The organism is Collinsella sp. CLA-ER-H9, assembly GCF_040092295.1.
Taxonomy (GTDB): domain Bacteria; phylum Actinomycetota; class Coriobacteriia; order Coriobacteriales; family Coriobacteriaceae; genus Collinsella.
The window spans coordinates 11,339-27,486 of the sequence record NZ_JBBNLV010000012.1; the positions used below are offsets into that span (position 1 = coordinate 11,339).

At 58.8% G+C, this 16,148-nt stretch carries 14 protein-coding genes; 4 read left to right on the forward strand and 10 right to left on the reverse strand.

Annotation, left to right across the window (positions count from 1 at the left end; translation table 11 throughout):
* Nucleotides 1-429: 429 nt before the first annotated feature.
* A complete protein-coding gene (gene guaA / locus AAAX73_RS07425) occupies nt 430-2,028 on the reverse strand; it encodes a glutamine-hydrolyzing GMP synthase (RefSeq protein WP_349125534.1) in 1,599 nt (532 codons plus the stop codon).
* 268 nt (nt 2,029-2,296) lie between these two features.
* On the opposite strand from guaA, the gene AAAX73_RS07430 reads away from it, so the two are divergent.
* On the forward strand, nt 2,297-3,310 hold the full coding sequence (locus AAAX73_RS07430) for an asparaginase (RefSeq protein WP_349125535.1): 1,014 nt from the start codon (nt 2,297-2,299) through the stop codon (nt 3,308-3,310).
* Nucleotides 3,311-3,332: 22 nt separating this feature from the next.
* Here AAAX73_RS07430 and AAAX73_RS07435 read toward each other — a convergent pair whose 3' ends face one another.
* Nucleotides 3,333-3,551 (reverse strand): helix-turn-helix transcriptional regulator, encoded by a 219-nt coding sequence (locus AAAX73_RS07435; protein WP_349125536.1) that lies wholly within the window; start codon nt 3,549-3,551, stop codon nt 3,333-3,335.
* Between the two features lie 76 nt (nt 3,552-3,627).
* Here AAAX73_RS07435 and AAAX73_RS07440 point away from each other — a divergent pair, with 76 nt between their 5' ends.
* On the forward strand, nt 3,628-4,017 hold the full coding sequence (locus tag AAAX73_RS07440) for a hypothetical protein (protein WP_349125537.1): 390 nt from the start codon (nt 3,628-3,630) through the stop codon (nt 4,015-4,017).
* Between the two features lie 9 nt (nt 4,018-4,026).
* Here the strand turns inward: AAAX73_RS07440 and AAAX73_RS07445 are convergent, their stop codons facing one another.
* From AAAX73_RS07445 to AAAX73_RS07460, 4 genes are all read right to left on the reverse strand, one after another.
* Complete coding sequence (locus tag AAAX73_RS07445; RefSeq protein ID WP_349125538.1) at nt 4,027-4,410, reverse strand: DUF1648 domain-containing protein; 384 nt, start codon at nt 4,408-4,410, stop codon at nt 4,027-4,029.
* 11 nt (nt 4,411-4,421) lie between these two features.
* The gene (ychF, locus tag AAAX73_RS07450) at nt 4,422-5,498 is read right to left on the reverse strand and encodes a redox-regulated ATPase YchF (protein ID WP_055309950.1); all 1,077 of its coding nucleotides are present in this window, start codon (nt 5,496-5,498) and stop codon (nt 4,422-4,424) included.
* A 126-nt stretch (nt 5,499-5,624) separates the two neighbouring features.
* Nucleotides 5,625-6,968 (reverse strand): 6-phospho-alpha-glucosidase, encoded by a 1,344-nt coding sequence (locus AAAX73_RS07455; RefSeq protein ID WP_195520637.1) that lies wholly within the window; start codon nt 6,966-6,968, stop codon nt 5,625-5,627.
* A 155-nt stretch (nt 6,969-7,123) separates the two neighbouring features.
* A complete protein-coding gene (locus AAAX73_RS07460) occupies nt 7,124-8,758 on the reverse strand; it encodes an alpha-glucoside-specific PTS transporter subunit IIBC (protein ID WP_349125539.1) in 1,635 nt (544 codons plus the stop codon).
* A 334-nt stretch (nt 8,759-9,092) separates the two neighbouring features.
* Here AAAX73_RS07460 and AAAX73_RS07465 point away from each other — a divergent pair, with 334 nt between their 5' ends.
* The gene (locus AAAX73_RS07465; RefSeq protein ID WP_117716787.1) at nt 9,093-10,118 is read left to right on the forward strand and encodes a zinc-dependent alcohol dehydrogenase family protein; all 1,026 of its coding nucleotides are present in this window, start codon (nt 9,093-9,095) and stop codon (nt 10,116-10,118) included.
* Between the two features lie 65 nt (nt 10,119-10,183).
* Nucleotides 10,184-10,939, forward strand: coding sequence for a GntR family transcriptional regulator (locus AAAX73_RS07470; RefSeq protein WP_117876759.1), 756 nt, complete (start codon nt 10,184-10,186; stop codon nt 10,937-10,939).
* A gap of 131 nt (nt 10,940-11,070) precedes the next feature.
* Here AAAX73_RS07470 and AAAX73_RS07475 read toward each other — a convergent pair whose 3' ends face one another.
* The 4 genes from AAAX73_RS07475 to AAAX73_RS07490 form a co-directional block, all read right to left on the reverse strand.
* Complete coding sequence (locus AAAX73_RS07475) at nt 11,071-12,324, reverse strand: 4Fe-4S binding protein (protein ID WP_349125540.1); 1,254 nt, start codon at nt 12,322-12,324, stop codon at nt 11,071-11,073.
* Nucleotides 12,325-12,474: 150 nt separating this feature from the next.
* Nucleotides 12,475-13,542: a glycerol dehydrogenase gene (locus AAAX73_RS07480; protein ID WP_349125541.1), complete on the reverse strand. Its 1,068-nt coding sequence runs from the start codon at nt 13,540-13,542 to the stop codon at nt 12,475-12,477.
* A gap of 144 nt (nt 13,543-13,686) precedes the next feature.
* Nucleotides 13,687-14,787 carry a glycerol dehydrogenase gene (locus AAAX73_RS07485; protein ID WP_117563611.1) on the reverse strand — a complete coding sequence of 367 codons (1,101 nt, stop codon included), beginning with the start codon at nt 14,785-14,787 and terminating at the stop codon, nt 13,687-13,689.
* Between the two features lie 83 nt (nt 14,788-14,870).
* Complete coding sequence (locus AAAX73_RS07490; RefSeq protein ID WP_117655226.1) at nt 14,871-16,094, reverse strand: iron-containing alcohol dehydrogenase; 1,224 nt, start codon at nt 16,092-16,094, stop codon at nt 14,871-14,873.
* Nucleotides 16,095-16,148: the final 54 nt, after the last annotated feature.

A 16,148-nucleotide genomic window follows, 5' to 3' on the forward strand; every position in this document is an offset into this window, starting at 1 on the left:
CGATCTTCTTGGACATGCTCTGGATGATTCCGGCGTCCTTCAGCGCGGCCACTGGAAACAAAACACGGTCTCCGTCGGGTAGTGGCGGGCATGCAGGAGTTTGCATCAGCAACCCGTCTCCTCGGTTGCCCCTTGTCTGCATGGTCGTCTACATAAAGGGGGAATCAACCATGCAGATCAGCTTGTCGTCAACCCTGACTGTATATTACGATGGTCAATTTTGTGTTGGGTTGGCGAAGCGCGCCGAGGAGGGAAGGTACGATGCCGCGCGGAAGAGGTGGAGGAGCGTTTCGGGCGACGAACGCTGAGGTGCAATCAGAAGCATCGCGGGCATTGATGCCGACATTGACCCATATGCAGTAGCATGTGCAGCTTCAATTGAAACTGCACATGCTACCTGGTACTATAAAATAACCGAACGTATGTACGTTATTCCCACTCGATCGTCGCAGGCGGCTTGGACGTGATGTCATAGCACACGCGGTTGGCGCCGGGAACCTCGGCAACGATACGGCCGGAGATGCGGGCCAGTACGTCGTAGGGCAGCTTGGCCCAGTCGGCGGTCATGGCATCGCTGGACTCGACGGCACGCAGGATGATCGGGCGCTGATAGGTACGCTCGTCGCCCATAACGCCGACGGACTTAATGTCGGGCAGAACCGCGAAATACTGCCAGCAGCTGTGCTCAGAGTTGCGCTCGCCGGTCTGCTCAAACAGACGCTGGTTGTAGGCGTCGAGCTCCTCGCGCACGATAGCGTCGGCGTTCTTGAGGATCTCGAGCTTCTCCTTGTCGACCGCGCCGATGATGCGGATGGCCAGACCCGGGCCCGGGAAAGGCTGGCGGAACACGATGTGACCCGGCAGGCCCAGTGCCAGACCAAGTGCGCGGACCTCGTCCTTAAAGAAGTGGTCGAGCGGCTCGATAAGATCGAAGTGTACGCCCTCGGGGAACGGAATCAGATTGTGGTGGCTCTTGATGGTGGCCGTCTTGCCGCCCGTCTTGCGAGCGCCGGACTCGATGATGTCGGGGTAGATGGTGCCCTGAGCCAGGTACTTGACCGGCTTGCCATCGGTCTCGAGCTGCTGAGCAACCGCGAAGAACTCTTTCCAGAACTGCGTACCGATGATACGGCGCTTCTCCTCGGGCTCGGTCACGCCGGCCAGAAGCTCGGCATAACGGTCCTCGGCGTGAACATGGATAAAGTCGACGTCAAACTGCTTGGTGAAGACCTCCTCCACCTGCTCGGGCTCGCCCTTGCGCAGCAGACCGTGGTTGATGAACACGCAGGTCATCTGCTTGCCCACGGCGCGGGCGCCCAGCGCAGCCACGACGGAGGAGTCGACACCACCGGACAGAGCCAGAATCACGCGGTCGTCGCCGACCTTCTCGCGGAACTCGGCCGTCATGGTCTCGACCAGGTTGTCCATGCTCCAGTTGGGCTCCAGGCCGCAGATCTCAAACAGGAAGTTGCTCAGCAGCTGCTGACCGTACTCGGAGTGCTTGACCTCGGGGTGGAACTGCGTGGTGAAAATCTTGCGCTCGACGCACTCCATGGCAGCGACCGGGCACACGTCGGTGCTGGCGGTAACGGTAAAGCCCTCGGGCACCTCGGAAACGGCATCGCGATGGCTCATCCACACGGTCTGCTCCATGGGCGTGGAGTTAAAGAGCTTGGCGCCTGCCCTGCGCGTGATGGTGGCGCGGCCGTACTCGCCTACCTCGGAATGGCCGACCTTGCCGCCGAGCGTCACGGCCGTGATCTGATGGCCGTAGCAAAAGCCCAGGACGGGAAGGCCCAGGTCAAAGATGGCGGGATCGATGGACGGAGCGTCCTCGGCGTACACGGAAGCCGGGCCGCCGGAAAGGATGAGCGCAGAGGCGTTCATCTCGCGAATCTCATCGGCCGAGATGTCGCAGGGCACAATCTCGGAATACACGTTGAGGTCGCGGACGCGACGGGCAATGAGCTGACCGTACTGCGCACCAAAGTCGAGTACGAGGACCTTTGCGGAAGCCTTTTGATCCATGGTTTCCCCCTCTTGTTGGCGGGGAGCCGGTGCCCACCCGCGTGAATGAACAAAAATAACTTTCATAGTGTACACGTTATATGGGGTTTCTCGTCCCTCGCAGCCATCAGCGCACGGCAAACGCACGACCTGGGCCCCTATTTGACGGCAATTGAAGTGTTACCAAACGCTACAGATGATGTAATACGTTTGAACATTGGACGCCCTGTGCCACAATACTGCCGAACGACTCCGCCTCTGCGGCGGCAAATACGATAGGAATACCAGCATGAAGCGCATCCTTCTCATCGCCACGGGCGGCACCATCGCATCGACCGAGGACGGCAACGGCCTCTCCCCCGCCCTGACCGGTGAGGAACTCGCCCAGAGCGTCCCCGAGATCTCGGGCCTCTGCGAGCTCGACGTCGTGCAGCCCATGAACATCGACAGCACCAACATGCGCCCGAGCGACTGGATGCGCATCCGCGACGTCATCGTCGAAGGCTATGACGACCACGACGGCTTCGTGATTCTGCACGGCACCGACACCATGAGCTACACCGCAGCAGCGCTTTCCTACCTGATTCAGGACAGCCCCAAGCCCATCGTGCTCACCGGCTCGCAAAAGCCCATGGGCAACCCCTTTACCGACGCCAAGCTCAACCTGTACCAGAGCCTGCTCTATGCGCTCGACGAGCACTCGCACGACGTTTCCATCGTGTTTGGCGGCGTAGCCATTGCCGGCACGCGCGCCCGCAAGCAGCGCACCATGAGCTTTAACGCGTTCATTAGCGTCAACTATCCGCCCATTGCCTACATCCGCAACGACCGCATTGTGCGCAACGGGCTTCACGGCACGCATCAGGGCGAAAACCCGGTGCGTTTCTACGACAGCATCGACCCGCGCGTGTTTGTCCTTAAGCTCACGCCCGGCGTAAACCCGGGCATCCTCGATGCCCTTGCCAATAGCTACGATGCTGTAATCCTGGAGACCTTTGGCATTGGCGGTATCCCCGAGTTTGGCGAGTCCGGTGAGTCGTTCCAGGAGGCAATTTTCCGCTGGGTCGATTCGGGCCGCACTGTCGTTATGACCACGCAGGTCCCCGAGGAAGGCCTTGACCTAGGTGTTTATGAGGTCGGCCGCGCCTACGCTGATCATCCGGGTATTTTGCGCGGCGACGATATGACAACCGAGACGCTCGTGGCCAAAACCATGTGGGCACTCGGCCAGTCACGTGATGCGACCGAGATTCAGCGTCTGTTCTACAGCCAAGTCAACCACGACCGCATCCCGATGGCGTAATTCAGTTGTCGACGGGTATCCCCTATTCGATACCTTCGAGAAGTTCTGACACCGTCATGCCGAGTGCGGGCGCGATCTTAAATAAAACCTTGAGCGTGAAATTTGCCGTCCCACCTTCGATTCGGTCGAGGTAGGGTCGGCTGATTCCTGTTGCCACACAAAAATCAACCTTGGAGATACCAAGGTCCCTGCGTGTCTCTTCGACCCGCCTGCCAAGAATCTGTTTCGCACGTTCGTCCATGCAGCCGAGTTTGAAATGGAGCCGAACATAAACGTAAACTATAGTTTACGTTTTGCCGAATACACAGGAGTTTTCTATGTCGGGTTCTTCGGTCCGCATGTACCGAGCCACGCCTCGCACAAACAGCGCACCGCCCAAGCTCGTCGTCGTTGAAGCAGAATGCCTTTCGCCCGATGAGCGCACAGCATTTGCATTGCTATCAAGTCGCGTCGCCGCCGTTCTGGTCCCTTGCCCGGCGCAAGGTGAACTTGCCATCCGATGCCAAGCGCACAGCTGCTCACTCAATCAGGCTGCCGTAATCGCAACCAGCCAGCGCGGTCTGCCTCTTCTCCTGGAAGCCGGTATCGCACTCGCCCTTCGCGGCGCCGGATACGAAAACGAGACCGCCGCTGACATGGTCTTTAAACCACGATCGAGCGGCGGCCTCGCAGCAGCCATTGAATATGCGTGCAGGCTCGTTGCCTAAAAGGACAAGCTAGAAACCAAAGCCAAAGCCCGTTCCGGTAATCGCCGAGTACATAAAGTAGACGTTGATTACGTTGAGGAACACGCCCGTGATGCAGCCGTTGCGCAAGTAGCGCTCGCACACGATGCGCGCCATGGCGTCGGAGTCATCATTGTTTTTAGCCTGGCGTCCCGCCGTAAAGTACGTCGCCACGCTCAGCAGCAGGTTGAGCACTGGCAGCGCCAGCAACTCGTAGCTCTTGCCCCAGCGCGTCACCTCGCCGGCTGCGTTAAACTTCGTTGCCACCTCGGGACCAATGTTGGGGATAACAAACGCTGCGACCACCAGCGGAAGCACCGCAAGCACCAGCAGCGCGATGCCCATGTAGCCAGCTTTTTTGCCGTATTTGAACATATGCGTCGCCCTTACACGTTAAAGCGGAAGTGCACGACGTCGCCATCGGCCATGACATAGTCCTTGCCCTCGATGCGCAGCTTGCCGGCAGCCTTGGCGCCCTGCTCGCCACCGAGCTCGATGTAGTCGTCGTAACCAATGACCTCGGCCTTAATAAAGCCGCGTTCAAAATCGGTGTGGATGACGCCGGCGGCCTGCGGGGCGGTCGCGCCCTGACGCACCGTCCAGGCCTTGACCTCCATCTCGCCGGCCGTAAAGAACGACTGCAGGCCGAGCAGCTTATAGGCCGCCTGCGCGAGCACGTCCAGACCGGGCTGCTCCAGGCCCAGGCTCTCCAGGTAGTCGGCGGCGTCCTCGGGATCGAGCTCGGAAAGCTCGGCCTCGATCTTGGCGCAGATCGGCAACGGCTTGACACCATCGATGGGCGCCAGGTCCTCGTTGAGCATATCCTCGTCCACGTTGGCCACATACAGGATGGGCTTCATGGTGAGCAGGAACAGGCCCTTGGCGGCAGCACGCTCCTCGTCGGTCATCTCCATGGATGCGGCGCGCTTGCCCTCGTTGAGCCAGGCAAGCAGGCGCTTGGCCACCTCGAACTTGGGCATGAGCTCCTTGTCGCGCTTGGCCTCCTTCTCGAGCTTGGGCAGTTGCTTCTCGAGCGTGCCCATGTCGGCCAGGATGAGCTCGGTCATGATGGTGTCGGCGTCACCGGCGGGGTCGACGAACTCGCCCGTGCGGCCCACCTCACGCATAACGTTGGGGTCCTTAAAGTAGCGCACGACCTCGCAGATGGCGTCGGTCTCGCGGATGTTTGCCAAGAACTGGTTGCCCAGGCCCTCGCCCTCGTTGGCACCCTTCACCAGGCCAGCGATGTCGACGAACTCGACCGTAGCCGGCACAATGCGGCCGGGGTTAACGATGTCGGCGAGCTTTTGCAGGCGGCTATCGGGCACATCGACGATACCCACGTTGGGGTCGATCGTGGCAAACGGGTAGTTGGCGGCAAGGCCGGTCTTTTTGGTAAGCGCGGTGAACAACGTCGACTTGCCCACGTTGGGCAGGCCCACGATACCGATGGAAAGGGACACGACAGCTCCTTTTGGTACAGGTACTTCAAACCTCATAAGTATAGCGCCGCCGCAGCATCCGGGCGAATCCGGACACCGCGGCGGCGCAAATGAAGCAGAGATGCGTGAGGTTCGAGACAGTAGTCCTTACTTAAGCTCGGGCCAGAAATCCTTGTTGGCCTCGATGAGCTCGTCCAGGATCTGCTTGGCAACGCTCGCCGAAGGAATGGTCTTGGAGAGCGTGAGTGCCTGCCAGAGCTTCTGGTAGCTGCCCTCGACCCAAGCCTGGACAACGAGCTTCTCGACGGAAACCTGCTGCTCCATCAGGCCCTTCTGGAACTGCGGAATCGGGCCCTGGCAGATCTTCTCAAAGCCGTTGGAGCCGACGATGCAAGGCACCTCGACCATGGCCGTCGGGTCGAAGTTGGGCACAGCACCATCGTTGGGGACAATCAGCAGGAAGCGCTCGAGCGTGTTCTCGGCCAGTGCGCAGGCAAGGTCGACGATGTAGTTGGCATGTACATCTGGCTCAAAGCCGCCGTCTTTAGCCGTACCCTTGGCGATGATGTCGCGGCAAGCGCCAAAGACCTTCTTCTCGCGGCCGTCCATAACCTCATTGGCGCGAGTGTAGTTGGGGTCAGACGTCTCGACGACATAGTCCGGGTACAGGTAATACTTGAGGTAGGTATTGGGAATCGTCTCGGGATCGACAGCATAGACATCCTTGGCCTTGCCGAAGGTGTGAATCCAGCTCTCCTCGACATGCTGCTCCTTACCGGCCTCGTGCTCGATGCCGTCCAGGTAGCCGTTCTTAGCCATGTGCTCCTTAATCTGCGGCATGAGGTCGTTACCGTCCTTGTCGTAGATCTTGCTCCACCAACCAAAGTGGTTGAGGCCGTAGTAGCTATACTGCAGCTCGCGACGATCCTTGATGCCGCACATACGGCTCATCTTATCCATAAGGTCGATCGGCATGTCGCAGATGTTGATGATGCGGCTGTTGGGGCGCAGCACGCGGCAGGCCTCGGCGACGATAGCCGCGGGGTTGGAGTAGTTGAGCATCCAGGCGTTGGGGCTGTACTTCTCCATGTAGTCGAGGATCTCGATGACACCACCGATGGAGCGCATGCCGTAGGCGATACCGCCGGCACCGCAGGTCTCTTGGCCAACGCAGCCGTACTTGAGAGGAATCTTCTCGTCGAGCTCACGCATGGCGTACAGGCCGACGCGGATGTGAGCAAGGACGAAGTCGGTCCCGGTGAATGCGGTCTCGGGGTCGGTGGTGTAGCTAAACTCAACCTCGGGGGCGTTCTCGTGGAAGTAGATCTCGCAGGCCTTTGCCACGATCTCCTGGCGCTCGGCGTTGTTGTCGTAGAAGGTCACCTTGTTGACCGGGAAGCGGTCGCGCTCCTCAAGCAGCATCAGAGCGATGCCCGGGGTGAAGGTAGAGCCACCGCCGGCAATGGTCACGGCATAGTTTTTCTTGGACATGATGTCCTCCTCATTCTGGCCGCTTGCTCAATCCATCCCCGTACGCGGCCTGCACGGTTTGGAATTGTTACCTAGAAGTGGAGTTTTTTATCTCTAGAATCGGCCTTGCGGTGCATACCGGCTCTGCAAGGCCGATTGTTTCGATGGACGATGGTTTACAGAAGACTCTCGAACTTCAGAAGACTCTCGAACTTCTCACGAACCTGCGGGACGCTAAGGCCGACGATGACCTGGATTGACTGACCTTGGACCACCAAGCCATGCGTACCGATCGCCTTGAAGGAAGCCTCGGGTGCAACGACGCTCTTGTCCTTGACGTTAACGCGCAGACGGGTAGCGCAGTTCGTTACATCGATGATGTTATCCGTGCCACCGAGCAGATCGAGGATGTTCTCGGCAAGCACCAAGCGCTCATCATCTTTACTCTGGGCGGCCGATTTGCCAGCAGCAGCACCGCCCTGCTTTTGCTTGTAGTCGGCCTTGGACTTGAGCTCGACCTCAACATCGTCATCCTCGCGACCGGGGGTCTTAAAGTCGAACTTGACGATCAGGAAACGGAAGACCACAACCCAAAGAGCGGTAAAGCACAGACCGACAAGGATGGAGATGGCGTACTGCAGACCGTGTGCGGCCCAAAGGGGCAACCAGTCCCACGAGAGCATCGAGATGATGCCGCCGTCGAAGATACCCACGACGCCAAGGAGGTTTTGAGCCATGCAGCCAAGCGCTCCGAGCACGCAGTGGACGACGAACAGGCCGGGCGCGATGAACAGGAAGGTGAAGTCAAGCGGCTCGGTGATACCGCAAAGCATAGCGGTAAGGGTGACCGGGATCAGCAGAGCCTTGACGCGCTGCTTGCGCTCGGGTTTGGCGGTCATATAAAACGCAATGGCGACGCCAAGCGAGCCGAAGACCTTAGTCCAACCAGGGCAGGTATAGGCAGCCCAGGGTGCGGCATCCTTAAGAGCAATGCTCGGATCGGCAGCCAGTTGGGGCAGGATGTTGGCCCAAGCAGCAAAGATGCCGCCGTTGACCGCCGCGTTGTCGTAATAGAACGGCGTATAGATAAAGTGGTGCAGGCCTGTAGGGATCAGCACGCGCTCGAAGAAAGCAAAGACACCCACGCCAAACGTACCGGCGGAAAGGATGAATCCCTGGAAGGCGGCGATAGCAGCCTGAACATGCGGCCACACCAGGCAGGCGATAAGAGCGACCGGAACCATAACGAAGAAACCGATCATATAGATGAACACGGAACCCGAGAACACGCCCAGCCACTCAGGAAGTTCGGTGTCGAAGAACTTGTTATGCAGCATCGTGGCGATACCAGAGATAATGAGCGCGCCCATGATGCCCATGTCAAGCGTTTTGATGCTTGCGATAGTGGCAAGACCAGTACCGCTGCCCGCCTCGACAGAATAGTCGACACCAAAGACAGGGCCCCACTGCCCCAAGATTGTGCTTACAAAGTAGTTGAAGGTAAGGTAGATGGCCAAAGCCTCCATGCAGCAGCGAGCGTTCTGCTTGTTCGCGAGCGAGATTGGCAACGCTACGCAAAACAGCAACGGCATCTGGTTAAAGAGCGTCCAACCACCCTGGAGCAGCACATTCCAGCAATCAAACCAAAGATGGCCCGCAGTGGCCATCTCGCCAAAGATCGCCTCGGTGGTAAACAACGTACCCAGGCCGACGACGATTCCGGAAAATGCGAAAAGAATTGCAGGCGTGTACATTGCACCGCCGAAACGTTGTATCTTTTGCATCATGACGGGGAATCCCCCTCTCTTCATTCGGAGCGGCTGCGGTTTTGGCTTCACTCGAGACCGCAGACGCGCCGTTTGCGTGTACCTCGTGCAATAGGACGGGTGGGCCCGTGTCCCCGACTTCTTGCGCTTCTTTTTTTATCATATCACTTATCTAGACAAGTTAATACGGTTTCTATGTTCGGTCAGCGGTCGATAATTGACGGTGAACGGTTTATTTCAAATAATTTACCTGTTATTGCCTGTTTGTCGTAATTCTTTAAAACCAAAAAATTTATCAACTTGTCTAGATATGCTTGTATAAGGATGTTTACATACCTATACTTCGATACAACATTCACCGCCACGTTAAGGAGTCACCATGAAAAGTGCGGTCTTCTATGGAAAGCACGACCTCAGAGTCGAGGAATCGGCAAAGCCGGCCGTGGGCAGGCGCGACGTTCTGATCAACGTCAAAGCTTGCGGCGTCTGCGGTACCGACGTTCATATCTATGAAGGCGACAAGGGTGCAGCCGACGTTACCCCGCCCACGATCCTTGGTCATGAGTTTGCGGGCGTTGTCGAGGCCGTGGGCAGCGACGTCGCTGGCTTTAAACCGGGCGATCGCGTGTGCATCGACCCAAACCATCCCTGCGGCTGCTGCGAACCCTGCCGCGACGGAATCAACCACTACTGCGAGCATATGACCGGTTACGGCACCACCGTTAACGGCGGCTTTGCCGAGTACTGCTCCGTCGATATGCAGCAAGTCTACAAGTTGGGCGATCACACCAGCTTTGAGCAGGGTGCTATGACCGAGCCCGTCTCCTGCTGCCTGCACGGCATTGATATGTGCAACATCAAGCCCGGCAGCACAGTTGTCGTTATCGGCGGTGGCATGATCGGTCTGCTCATGATGCAGCTTGCCAAAAACGCCGGCGCCACCAAGGTCGTCTTGCTCGAGCCCGTCGAGGGCAAGCGCGAGGTTGCGCTCAAACTCGGCGCCGACCTGGCAATTGATTCCATCCACGAGGACGTCCCGGCCCGCCTGAAGCAGGAGGGCGTCGGCAACGTCGATGTCGTTATCGAGTGTGTTGGCAAGCCCGTCACCATCGAGCAAGCCATCCAGATCGCCGGCCACAAGGCTACGGTCATGATGTTCGGCCTCACCAAGCCCGATGAGACAATCACCGTCAAGCCCTTCGAGGTCTTCCAGAAGGAGCTTGTGCTTACCTCGTCCTACATCAACCCTTATACGCAGCGTCGCGCGCTCGAGCTCATCGACTCTGGCAGGCTCGACGTATCCTCGATGGTCGCCAAGGTGGCTTCCCTCGACGAACTCGGCGCCATCCTGTCAGACCCAGCTCTGCGTGCCATGGGTAAATATATAATCGACCCCAGCAAGTAAATCGATTGACACCTGCGCGGACGGCCCTCATCCGTCGTTCACGCACCCAGCTCTAGGAGACCGTCATGGCGCGAGCCATCTTCCAAACTATTTATGACAACGTGAAGCAGTCGATTGACGACGGCACATACGCCTATCAGAGCTATCTGCCTTCGGAGACTGAGCTCACGCAGCTGTTTGACTGTTCGCGCATGACGGTCCGTCGCGCCATCTCGATGCTTGCGGCAGATGGTTACGTGCTCCCCCAGCAAGGCAAAGGCATGCGCGTCATTCGCAACATCAGTGACGAGAAGAGTCGTGGTGGCGGCGGACTCGAGACCTTTAAGGAAATCGCGGTCAACCGAGGCTTTGAGCTCAAGACTGTCACCACCGTCTTTGAGCTCCTCATCTGCAGCAAGGCGCTCTCCAAGATTACCGGGTTTCCCGAAGGCTGTGAGCTCACACGCGCCAAACGCATCCGTTATGCAGACGGACAAGCCGTGTGCTCCGACGACTCCTATTACCTAAGCTCACAGGTACCGGGGCTGACACCCGAGATTGTCAACGACTCGATCTATCGTTACCTCGAAGAAGACCTTGGCATTAAGATTGCCACGGGCAAACGCGATGTAACGATCGAGCATCCCACGCCCGAGGATACGCGCGTGCTCGATCTCGACGACTTTAACGCACTCGCCGTTATACGCGGACAGACCTACAACGCCGACGGTATCCTTATGGAATACACCGAGACCAAACAGGTTCCCGGGTTCTTTTTGCTCCATGAAACCGTGACGCGCAACGGTACCGGTCGAACCGGCCACCAAAGCAGCATGAACTAACCATTTATTAGTTGCGGTGGAATAGTTCCTAGAATGGCCAGCTTAAGGGCAAAACAGGAACTATTCCACCGCAACTTTTTTGGCCGGCGGGGCAGTACCTGTCCCACCGGCCATCATTTACGCTCTTTTAGCTAGTCCGCGAGCTTCTCCACCTGGTCGAGCATCTTGTCGAGCTTGGCCTTTGCCTCGGCCTTGACCTTCATCGCCTCTTCGTGGGCCTTGGCCTTCTGGGCAGCCTTTTCCTCGGCCTCGGGATCGACGACAACCAGATTGGAGGCGTCGTGCTCGACCAGCTTGAGCGCATGCTCGGGACAAACCTTGACACAGGCGCCACAGCCTAAACAATACGTGGACTCCAACGCAAAGCGGCCGCTTCCCACCAAATCGCAGGCGGACGTGGGGCACGCGTTAACGCACTCGCCACACGACGTGCACTTGTCAAAATCGCACTCCGGCGTGCTCACCTGCATGTTCTGGGCAAGCTCGGGATGGTTCTGCAGTGTCGAGAGCACCAGCTGCCGCCCGTGCGTGAGCGAACGGCGACGCTTGGTCGTCGTGGTGCCGCACATGGTGTTGAGCGTGCGCTCCAGCTGGGTAATCTGATGACGATGGGCTTTGAGCTTCTGCGTCACCGAGGCCAGCGCCGCCGTCGCCGGGTTGAGCTTGGTCACTGTCAGGCCCGTCGTGCGGGCGATCTTTTCCATGTACTCCTTGCGTTCGTACTCGCGAAGCTTATGGCACTTGAGGCTCTTGGGGTCGACCTCCAGGCCCAAACCCGTGCCAGACCACTCCTCGGCCTTCGCAATCGCCTCGCCCAGAATGTCCTCACCGCCGGTGTTGCGACACTTATCGCACACGCCCAGTGGCAGGTAGACGCTCACGTTGGGATAGTCGGCCAGCACCGAGAACCAGGTCTCGGCCGTAATATCGCCCACACAGGCAACGACGACCTCGTTTTCGCGCGGCATGCGCTTGAGGGCGCGCGTGCAGGTGACGTAGGCGGTCTCGTGGCTCGTAGCAGCAGAGACGATATCGTCATATAGGTTTTTAGGCGCCAGGCGCGGCGAGATGATCGCCTCGGTCGGACAGGCAGCGGCGCACAGGCCGCACTTGCGGCAGGAGTCGAGGATCTCGATGGCGTCTTCCTCGACCTCGATAGCGTTGACCGGGCACACGTCCATGCACGCGGTGCAACCGCTCTTTTCGTTTTTGCAGGTCAGGCACGGAATGGTGTTGCCGCGCGGACGCTCCTTGTAGTCGGCAGGATTCCACTGCGGTGCCGACGGATCGAGTGCATCGGTCACACCGCCAAGCGGGTTTTTAAGAAAGTCGAAACCCTTGCTGATCTCGATAATGTCATCAAACAGATCGTGTTCCTGCGCCATGCGCGGCCCCTCCCTGAGCAGTGCAAACAAGCAAGAGATAATGATACGCTATCGGCCCACGCCTCGGGCAAATTACACGCGGCGCATCTTTGCGGCAAATAGCCTATGCCTATCGCCGCCTCGATTGCACAAGGTCAATCAAGCGCCAAGCTATGCCTCGCACATGAGCTGCACGAGCTTCTGTTTGGTCACCTTGGTCTGCTCGTTGGCCATGTTACGCTCGTTTCTAAAGACCGCATTTGCAACACTCTGCAGATCGGCATCGGAAATCTCGCCAAGGCCCAGCTCCTCGAGCGTCGTCGGCAGACCGACGCGTTGGCAAAACTCGAGCACCCGATCAAGCTCGGGTGCACGCTCCAGGCGCAGCTGCACCACCAGACCAAACCCTACGGCCTCGCCGTGCATGGCCTTGCACTCGGGCAAAATCGTCAGGCCGTTGGCGATCGCATGCGCCAACGCCAAGCCACCGCTCTCAAAGCCGACGCCCGAAAGCAGAATATTGCACTCGATCAGGCGCTCAACCGCTGGCGATATACGGCCCTTTTTGAGATCGCGCTTGGCAGCGACGCCGCACTCCATGAGCGCGTCGTAGCAGGCACGTGCCGCGACCAGAGCCAAGTGTCCCGGCGTGCCACCGTGCTCGTTGGAGCCGTGCGCCGCGGCGCACGAACGCGCCTCGAAGTACGTTGCCAGCGCGTCGCCCATACCAGCGACTGTCATGCGCAGCGGGGCTGCCGCGACCACGTTGGTATCGACCACGACCAGGTCTGGATTCTTCTCGAGCATCAGGTAGCGGTCGAACGACCCATCCTCGTGATACAGCACCGAAATCGCGCTGCACGGACCGTCCATCGAAGCCGCCGTGGGGCATACGCACAACGGCACCTCGGCATAAAACGCAACGGCCTTGGCAATATCGAGTATCTTGCCGCCGCCAATGCCCACCACCACGTCGCAATACTCGGCCCGGGCTTCCTTAGCCATTTCGACAACGGCGTCTTCCGTACACGGACCGTCATAAATCTTAAAGAACGGCTCACTTAGATCTTCGTCCAGAAATCCATCGACGATCTGCTTGCACAGCCGATCCTCGGTGCCCTGGTCAAACAAGACATAAGCAGCGCAGCCCAACCATGACAAATACCTGCCCTGACGCGAAAGTTCGCCCGGCCCCTGAACATACCGGCCGGGACCGCCATAAACCATGGGAAGCGCCATACGAGAATCCGCCCTTCATCAAATAACGATTGGTGCAAAGTAACTTGCCCCCTGCACCAACTTGTGCATTGGAGACAGGCCACTTTGCACCATAGCAAAAAGGGGCAAAGCCATCTGCCGGCTTTGCCCCTTCCTTAGCTTGATTTACTCATCCATGAGGTAATAATGACCCAGCGCGTCGGCACCCAGGATGGCGTTGGCGACCATCTCAGGCGTCACCTCAAACGGCATGTTGCACATGGTGTCATCGGGCGCGCAGGCGGCCTCGGCAACAATCATGGCCTGCTCGCGTGTAAGCTCGGCAACGCCAAGTTCCTTCATCGTGACCGGCAGGCCCAACTCAATGCAGAAGCCCAAGACTTCCTCAAGCTTCTCAGTCGGAGCATCCTCGAGTACCAGCTGGACGATGGTACCAAAGGCGACCTTCTCGCCGTGATACATGCCGTGGCACTCGGGCAGCATCGTCAGGCCATTGTGGATGGCATGAGCAGCAGCAAGGCCCGAGCTCTCAAAGCCAATGCCCGAAAGCAGCGTATTGGCCTCGATGATGTGCTCGACGGCAGGCGTGAGCGCACCCTTCTCCAGCGCGACCTTGGCCTTGACGCCATCGGCCATGAGCGTCTCATAGCAGAGCTTGGCGAGCGCCAGGCCAGCCATACCGCCCTTGCCGCCGGCGCAGGTGCCGCCGTCGGCATCATGCGTCGCCTGTGCCTCGAAATAGGTTGCGAGCGCATCGCCCATACCGGAAACCGTCAGGCGCACCGGGCTCGCCGCGATAACCGTCGTATCCATCAGGACAATGTTGGGGTTTGCCTTAAGGAAGAGATATTTATCGAACTGGCCGTCATCGGTGTAGAGCACCGAAAGTGCCGAGCACGGTGCATCGGTCGAAGCAATGGTGGGGCAAATGATAACCGGAGACTCCAGGTAATAGGCGACGGCCTTCGCGGTGTCGAGGATCTTGCCGCCACCGACGCCGACGATGATGTCGCAACCGTTGTCGCGAGCGAGCGCAACCAGGCGATCGACCTCGCCCTTGGAGCACTCGCCGTTAAAGTCCTCAAACAGCAGCTCGGCCTTAGCCTCGGCAAAACCGCCCTCGATCTTGGCACCGACACGCTTCTTGCCCGAAGGCGTCACGATGACGAGGGCCTTAGCACCGAGCGGCTCGACATAGGAACCGAGCTTGGCCAGCTCGTCCGGGCCCTGGATGTACTTGCTGGGGCTATTGAAAATTGCAGCCATAACTATCCCATTCTCTAAAATAAAAAAGAAAGGGGCTCCGTACAGATACGTGCGGAGCCCCTCGTTACGATAACAAGAGTCGATTAGAAATCGATGTCGGTGTCGTAGTAGCAGGCCTTGAGAATCTTCTCGAAGTCGGCAGCCTTGGTCTCACGCGGGTTCTCGGGCGTGCAGGCGTCGGTCTCGGCGTTCGCGGCGATCTCGGGAAGCTTGGCGAGGAACTCCTCCTCGGAGACCATCTGCGGGTTCTCGGCGTCGACCTTCACGCCACCATTCGCGTAATCCTTGATGGACTGCGGAATGTTGAGCTGGTCGTTGAGGTCGCGAATCTTCTGGACGAGCGCGGCGATGAGCTCCTCGTTGGTCTCGCCGGGAAGGTGCAGGATCTCCTTGGCCACGTAAGCATAACGCTCGGCAGCACGGGGATCCTTGGAGTTCCACTGGATGACCTTGCCCAGGTACATGGCGTTAGCAGCACCGTGGATGATGTGGCCGTTCTCGAAGGCAGCACCGGTCTTGTGAGCCATGGAGTGAACGATGCCGAGCAGGCCCGAGGAGAAGGCGATACCGGCGATGCACTGAGCCTCGTGCATGTGCTGACGGGCCTCATGGTCGCCAGCATAGGACTTGGGCAGCCACTCGACGATCTCGCGGATGCCGTGCAGAGCGTTGGCGTCGGTGAACATGGAAGCGCAGGTGGAAACGTAGGCCTCCATGCAGTGGGTCAGAGCGTCCATGCCGGTGTGAGCGCACAGCTTGGCGGGCATGGTGTAGGTGAGCTCGGGGTCGACGATGGCGACATCAGGGGTGATGTTGAAGTCGGCCAGCGGGTACTTGATGCCCTTGGCGTAGTCGGTAATGACGGAGAAGGCAGTGACCTCGGTAGCGGTACCGGAGGTAGAGGAGATGGCGCAGAAGTGAGCCTTCTGACGCAGCTCGGGGAAGCTGAACGGCTGGATGATGTTATCGAAGGACTCCTCGGGATACTCGTAGAAGACCCACATGGCCTTAGCGGCATCGATGGGCGAGCCGCCGCCGATGGCGATAATCCAGTCGGGCTCGAACTCGCGCATGGCCTCGGCGCCCTTCATGACCGTCTCGATGGATGGATCGGACTCGACGCCCTCGAACAGCTTGACCTCCATGCCGGCCTCTTTGAGGTCGGCCTCAACGTCCTGCAGGAACCCGCCGCGGCGCATAGAGCTGCCGCCAGAAACGATGATGGCCTTCTTGCCCTTGAGGTTCTTCACCTCGTGGCGAGCGCCCTCACCAAAGTACAGATCGCGAGGATTGGTAAAACGTCCCATACTGTGCCTCCTAAACAAGCCCCTCTTAGACTTGCGTATATAACGGAGCACCCG

Bases quoted from the DNA above. Each gene is read 5' to 3' on its own strand.
- AAAX73_RS07460 (WP_349125539.1), bottom strand. From the start codon at position 8,758: ATGAAGAGAGGGGGATTCCCCGTCATGATGCAAAAGATACAACGTTTC.
- AAAX73_RS07455 (WP_195520637.1), bottom strand. From the start codon at position 6,968: ATGTCCAAGAAAAACTATGCCGTGACCATTGCCGGCGGTGGCTCTACC.
- AAAX73_RS07490 (WP_117655226.1), bottom strand. From the start codon at position 16,094: ATGGGACGTTTTACCAATCCTCGCGATCTGTACTTTGGTGAGGGCGCT.
- AAAX73_RS07430 (WP_349125535.1), top strand. From the start codon at position 2,297: ATGAAGCGCATCCTTCTCATCGCCACGGGCGGCACCATCGCATCGACC.
- AAAX73_RS07440 (WP_349125537.1), top strand. From the start codon at position 3,628: ATGTCGGGTTCTTCGGTCCGCATGTACCGAGCCACGCCTCGCACAAAC.
- AAAX73_RS07470 (WP_117876759.1), top strand. From the start codon at position 10,184: ATGGCGCGAGCCATCTTCCAAACTATTTATGACAACGTGAAGCAGTCG.
- AAAX73_RS07480 (WP_349125541.1), bottom strand. From the start codon at position 13,542: ATGGCGCTTCCCATGGTTTATGGCGGTCCCGGCCGGTATGTTCAGGGG.
- guaA (WP_349125534.1), bottom strand. From the start codon at position 2,028: ATGGATCAAAAGGCTTCCGCAAAGGTCCTCGTACTCGACTTTGGTGCG.
- AAAX73_RS07435 (WP_349125536.1), bottom strand. From the start codon at position 3,551: ATGGACGAACGTGCGAAACAGATTCTTGGCAGGCGGGTCGAAGAGACA.
- AAAX73_RS07475 (WP_349125540.1), bottom strand. From the start codon at position 12,324: ATGGCGCAGGAACACGATCTGTTTGATGACATTATCGAGATCAGCAAG.
- AAAX73_RS07445 (WP_349125538.1), bottom strand. From the start codon at position 4,410: ATGTTCAAATACGGCAAAAAAGCTGGCTACATGGGCATCGCGCTGCTG.
- AAAX73_RS07465 (WP_117716787.1), top strand. From the start codon at position 9,093: ATGAAAAGTGCGGTCTTCTATGGAAAGCACGACCTCAGAGTCGAGGAA.
- AAAX73_RS07485 (WP_117563611.1), bottom strand. From the start codon at position 14,787: ATGGCTGCAATTTTCAATAGCCCCAGCAAGTACATCCAGGGCCCGGAC.